Origin of the sequence: Sphingobium tyrosinilyticum (genome assembly GCF_042654265.1) — a bacterium.
GTDB classification, from domain to species: domain Bacteria; phylum Pseudomonadota; class Alphaproteobacteria; order Sphingomonadales; family Sphingomonadaceae; genus Sphingobium; species Sphingobium tyrosinilyticum.
Map to the genome: position 1 here is coordinate 1 of NZ_JBHSFZ010000028.1, position 4,837 is coordinate 4,837.

General features: G+C 58.2%; 7 protein-coding genes. 4 read left to right on the top strand and 3 right to left on the bottom strand.

Going from position 1 to position 4,837, the window contains the following annotated elements:
- Together ACFO3E_RS12905 and ACFO3E_RS12910 are read left to right on the top strand one after the other, a co-directional pair.
- A partial coding sequence (locus ACFO3E_RS12905) for a hypothetical protein (RefSeq protein ID WP_380805255.1) occupies positions 1–1,148 on the top strand: 1,148 nt, incomplete at its 5' end.
- A 73-nt stretch (positions 1,149–1,221) separates the two neighbouring features.
- Complete coding sequence (locus ACFO3E_RS12910; RefSeq protein WP_380805257.1) at positions 1,222–1,716, top strand: hypothetical protein; 495 nt, start codon at positions 1,222–1,224, stop codon at positions 1,714–1,716.
- Between the two features lie 32 nt (positions 1,717–1,748).
- Here ACFO3E_RS12910 and ACFO3E_RS12915 read toward each other — a convergent pair whose 3' ends face one another.
- The 3 genes from ACFO3E_RS12915 to ACFO3E_RS12925 all read right to left on the bottom strand — a co-directional run bounded on the left by ACFO3E_RS12915 (position 1,749) and on the right by ACFO3E_RS12925 (position 3,191).
- Positions 1,749–1,940, bottom strand: a complete 192-nt coding sequence (locus ACFO3E_RS12915; protein ID WP_380805259.1) for a DUF6961 family protein — start codon at positions 1,938–1,940, stop codon at positions 1,749–1,751.
- Positions 1,937–2,137: a DUF5818 domain-containing protein gene (locus tag ACFO3E_RS12920; RefSeq protein WP_380805262.1), complete on the bottom strand. Its 201-nt coding sequence runs from the start codon at positions 2,135–2,137 to the stop codon at positions 1,937–1,939. Before ACFO3E_RS12920 ends, ACFO3E_RS12915 begins: the two co-directional genes overlap by 4 nt.
- A 61-nt stretch (positions 2,138–2,198) precedes the next feature.
- Positions 2,199–3,191 carry a helix-turn-helix transcriptional regulator gene (locus tag ACFO3E_RS12925; protein WP_380805264.1) on the bottom strand — a complete coding sequence of 331 codons (993 nt, stop codon included), beginning with the start codon at positions 3,189–3,191 and terminating at the stop codon, positions 2,199–2,201.
- A gap of 122 nt (positions 3,192–3,313) precedes the next feature.
- Here ACFO3E_RS12925 and ACFO3E_RS12930 point away from each other — a divergent pair, with 122 nt between their 5' ends.
- Both ACFO3E_RS12930 and ACFO3E_RS12935 read left to right on the top strand, forming a co-directional pair.
- Positions 3,314–3,523 (top strand): hypothetical protein, encoded by a 210-nt coding sequence (locus tag ACFO3E_RS12930; RefSeq protein ID WP_380805267.1) that lies wholly within the window; start codon positions 3,314–3,316, stop codon positions 3,521–3,523.
- A 79-nt stretch (positions 3,524–3,602) separates the two neighbouring features.
- Positions 3,603–4,748 carry a TM0106 family RecB-like putative nuclease gene (locus tag ACFO3E_RS12935; RefSeq protein ID WP_380805270.1) on the top strand — a complete coding sequence of 382 codons (1,146 nt, stop codon included), beginning with the start codon at positions 3,603–3,605 and terminating at the stop codon, positions 4,746–4,748.
- The last annotated feature ends 89 nt before the right edge of the window (positions 4,749–4,837 follow it).

The following is a 4,837-nucleotide window of genomic DNA, read 5'->3' on the forward strand; positions in this document are numbered from 1 at the left end:
CCGCAGCAAAGCGCAAGAGCGTGAACCGCAATCGTTCAGGGGGTCAACTTTGGAAGCCTATCACCCCAAAACTAGGGTCAACATTGCAGGCTTATTCACACGCTGAAGAGCTGCGCAGCCCTGCCGATGACCTGTTGCTCGATGCCTTTGCCGGTTCACGCCTTCGTCGCCCCCAAGTCTCGACAGAATATGCGCAGGCGAGCTGGCTGCAGTCGTTTTTGGATCTCATGATGGCCTTAGAGGAGCGCCTGTGCGGTCAATCACGAGTGCAGGGGCTTCTTGATTATATCGCCGCAGCTCATCTCGAATTCGACGATGACGGCAACTTAGTCGAGGCTGATGAACCCATATTGCCTTGGTTCCGGGCTGACATTCCCGACTGGAAGGAGATGCTCGATCAACTCTCTTATACCCGGGTTTGCTCCAACATCGCGGGCGAATATGTCTTCGCCCCAAGCGATAACATCAATGAAGCGGAGCGGAACGCTTGGGAGCATATTATTGAAAATTGCCAAGCCGACCATCTTGCCGAGACCCATCGATTTTCGCTCTTCATGACGATCCGGCGCGGCTTGGTCATCATACCGGGCGAGGGCTCGGAACGCCCAAGACTCGCCCTGTTCAAGTGGCCCAAAGTCACTCTGATAGCTGCTAATCGAGACCTGATCATCGATCCAAATTGCGTTCCATTTGAGCTGCCGCTTCTCACGCATCCTGTAGCAGGAGAGATTCTCTTTCCAAAACTCTCTGACTATCCCCCTCACTTGGTGGAACGCGTTCAATTTGCGCCGATCGGAACCGAAGAGTTCAACTCTATCGCAACAGAGGCCTTTCCTGAATATCAGGGCTCGATCGGCGGCCTCGATGAGCACTGCTGGGATCCTCTCTATGCCGACGAGGGACAGACAATAGAATGGGCATCCAGCGCGCCAAAGGCGACGGTCGCTGCGATGATAGAACGCAACCTCCTCTTCGCCGATTTAGCCGACGCGCCTGAGTTGCGGGTGGACAGGCTGCTACAATCGGATTTGGACAATAAAATTGAGGCAGTCCGCCGACACCGCGCCAAGGTCGAACGGATCATCAGTCCCGCCCGAAGCAACCTCATTGCGGAATGGTCAGCTGACGTCGCCTCATCTCAGGATTAGTGACGCCAAATAATCTCATCGAGCCGAGGGCGAGCAGCAACCCTGCATCGACAACCTAGAGGATCGCATTACTATGAATATGACCTCCCTTGCAGATATAAGAAACGCCGGTTTCGAAGGCTTCGTGCCTATCGGAAGCCTTCTCGATCGCATCAAAGACGTGCCTCAAAAGAGCGGCGTTTACCTTGTCATAGCACCAGACGATTTCGTGACCGAATATCTCGAAGCAGGCTCTGGCGGCTGGTTTAAGGGGCGAGATCCCAATGTTGCCCTAACGGTCCTCACGAACGCTTGGATCCAAGGGGCCCGGGTGATCAACATAGGCAAAGCGGGCGGTCCAACCAGCTCGAGCACCCTGCGCAAACGGCTCCGCCAATATATGTGCTTTGGCCAAGGGCAGGCCATCGGTCATTGGGGTGGCCGTTATATCTGGCAGCTAAGGGCGGCCTCCACGCTGCTGATCGCCTGGAAGATAACCGAATCCGATCCGAGGCAGGTCGAACGAGAGCTGATCGCCGCTTTCCAGAAGCAGTATGGTGCGCGACCTTTTGCAAATCTCCAGAATTGACCATCCCATTCGAGCCACCGCCGCGACGTCCATCACATTGGCTTTTCAGGTGGCGCAAGCAAGCGGTCCAAATGCCGCGCGATGTCCTGCCATAGCGCCACGCCATCAAACTGGCCCTGGGTCGCCAGCTCGCCAATTCTTTCAGCCACTTTCACGGGCGCCTGATCGCCGTGCCGTTTCAGTAGCGCCAGGGCCACGCCCCACAATTCCTGATCGCGTGTCATATGCGTTCGATGCAATTGACGTCGAGCAGATCGAAACCCGAGCGGGCGCCATGAAGGCGGACGCGTAGCCCCAGTAGGGAGCGATAGCGTCCGCCAATGTCCAACCGCCATTCGCCTCCATCTTCAACCCGGAGCACCGGACAACTGCCATTCTCCAGCAAAATGCCCGTCAGCGTATGAAACGTTCCGCGAGGCATTAGCGACCTTCCCTGTCCGTCATAATATTTGTGGGGACCGCTTCTTTCCCACTCGATCGCGTTAAGGCAAAGCTGCAAAGTCCGAGCGCCGATACCGATCGACCATGTCCCGAAGCGACGCGGGCTCTAGAACCTCAACCTTGTCACCCCAAGAATAAAGGTGCCAGCACATTTCGAGCTGGCCGCAAGCAGAGAAAGAAACCGTCAGGCTGCCATCGGCATTGTCGGTCACCTCTTGGTCCGGATGGAAAACAAAACGCTTGGCTCGCTCAGCCGCATCGGGCGCGAAACACCAGACAATGCGCTCAATTTCCCTGTGGTTGATGAAGGACCCGAACCCACCCCTAGCATGCACCGCCAGGTCAAAACCTTGATTGGGCTCGAAGCATTCCGACAGGATTCGCACCTCGGCGATATCCTCGATTCGATAATGCTGCAGCACCTCGCTCGATTTCTTGAGATCCCGGGCTACAAGATAGCGCCGTGTCCCCAACAGGAGGCCATGTGGCGCAACAGATCGCCATCGCGGCTTGGGATCCGACCGGCTGCTGTAGAGGATCTCGATACATCGCCGCCCCTTGAGAGCCGTAGACAGCGCATCGTCGATCGCGCCATCCGACAGGGCGCGGGGGCCGGGACGCGCGGCAAGGCCCAAGGCCTGGAGCATGGCTTCTTCGTCGACCTCGAGCCTCGCCCGCTTGTTGTTCGGGATGTTAGCAAGGACCTTTTCTTCAAGACCCTTCAATGTCCGAGCCTCATTGGGTGCTCCATCAACCGCAAGCTTTTCAATGGCCTTCGATAACAGGGCAAGTTCCTCAGGCGTGGGCGTGACGAAAGCCGTGACGCTGGTGGGCGGGAGGCGCCAGCGGGGCCGCTGTTCCTCGTCAACCCAGCGATCGGTCTCAGGAAAAACTTCGGTCAGTGCGTCCGTCATGCGCTGTGCCGTCCGGCGGTTGCATTCGAACATCTCTTCTATCTCGGTCAGCGTCACGCCCACGCGCCCCGCGGCTCGAACCGCGAGCCGCAGCAGCTTGACCGCATTTTCATAGGCCATCGTTCACCTCCCTGCCCCGCTCCAGCCATTTCTCCTGGGGGGATGACAATTTTTGACGCCCCCTCATGCCACAAGGTGAGTCGTCCGCAAGAGCAGCGCGGCTACAAGCAGGGGAGGCAAATATGAGTAAGAAAGGCGGCGGTTTCCGGAGTGCTTCGACCGGACGCTATGTGTCGGCAAGCCATGGCCGGTCGCACCCTGGCACAACCGTTAACGAAGCACCCGGCCGTAGCGGCAGTTCCGGCCCGCATTATCGCAGTGCCAGCACCGGGCGCTATGTGAGCGATCACTACGGAAAGACCCATCCGGGGACGACCGTTCGTGAAAAGTAAAGGGCTGGCCCGCACAAGCGGGCCGGCTACCATCACCTGAAATCGAATTGATATCAGTCACGCTCGAGGGGCACAGTCTGTGAAGAAAGTAGATAATGGCCTCCGGCTGTCGGCATCGGACTTGATGCGCTTCAAGGTTTGTCAGCACGCCACGACCCTCGATCTGCGCCGGATCGAAATCGGGGATATCACCCCGACCCAGGACAGCGAGGAAGCCGCGCTTCTCCAGAAGCAGGGCGACGCCCATGAACTGGGCTTTCTCCAAAGCCTCAAGGATAGTGGCCGGAAGATTGTTGAAATTCCGAAGGACGGCTTGCCCTTGGAAGAGTCGGTTCGCCTGACTCTCGAAGCTATGGCCGCCGGACCCGACATCATTTTTCAGGGCGCCTTTTTGGATGGCGATTGGGGTGGCTATTCCGATTTCCTGGAACGGGTCGAACAGCCTTCCGCTCTCGGCGGCTGGTCCTATGAGGTGATCGACACCAAGCTCAAGCGGACGCCAGACCCCAAACATATTCTGCAGCTGGTCCTGTATTCCGATCTGGTCGCGAAAATTCAGGGCCGGACGCCAGATTTGGCGCATCTCCAACTCGGCGATGGTTCGCGCTTCTCCGTGCGCTTGAGCCAGGTCGCCTCCTACGCGCGCCATGCACGATCTCGCTTTGAGAATTTCCTCGTCGAACGCCCCTCGACGCGGCCCGAACCAGTGAGCGGCTGCTCTCTGTGCCCCTGGAGTTTCCATTGCGAAAGCGAATGGGATGCCGCCGACAGCCTCGCTTTGCTGGCCGGGATCTCACGCAACCAGCGCGCCAAGCTCGAGGCGGCCGGGATATCGACCATCGCGCAGTTGGGTAGTCTGGATCATCGCATCCCCAAACTCGCGCCTGAAACCCAGGATCGACTGCACGTCCAGGCGAGATTGCAGAATGCCCGGCGTCAAGGCGGCTCCCCTCAGTTCGAGCTGCGCCCCTATGAAGCCGGTCGCGGCTTTGCACTGCTCCCCGCGCCTGATGAAGGGGACCTGTTCTACGATATCGAGGGCGATCCCTACTTCACCGGCGGGCTCGAATATCTCCACGGCGTCTGGTTCCGCGTGAAGGGCGAGTGGGCGTTCAAAGCGTTCTGGGCCCATGATCGCGCCGCCGAAGGCGAGGCGGTGAAACAGCTTCTTGTTTTCTTCACAGAGCATCTCCAGCGCCATCCCAAGGCCCACATGGACTTGTAACGGTTTTGTGCCGGTCACTTGAGAGTTTAAGGCTCATTCAAGGAGACCGACGAGATGATCAAGCATAGCGAAGAGTTCAAGCAGGAGGC

Excerpts from the sequence above, each read along its gene's own strand:
- ACFO3E_RS12910 (WP_380805257.1), top strand. The coding sequence starts at position 1,222 with ATGAATATGACCTCCCTTGCAGATATAAGAAACGCCGGTTTCGAAGGC.
- ACFO3E_RS12915 (WP_380805259.1), bottom strand. The coding sequence starts at position 1,940 with ATGACACGCGATCAGGAATTGTGGGGCGTGGCCCTGGCGCTACTGAAA.
- ACFO3E_RS12920 (WP_380805262.1), bottom strand. The coding sequence starts at position 2,137 with ATGCCTCGCGGAACGTTTCATACGCTGACGGGCATTTTGCTGGAGAAT.
- ACFO3E_RS12925 (WP_380805264.1), bottom strand. The coding sequence starts at position 3,191 with ATGGCCTATGAAAATGCGGTCAAGCTGCTGCGGCTCGCGGTTCGAGCC.
- ACFO3E_RS12930 (WP_380805267.1), top strand. The coding sequence starts at position 3,314 with ATGAGTAAGAAAGGCGGCGGTTTCCGGAGTGCTTCGACCGGACGCTAT.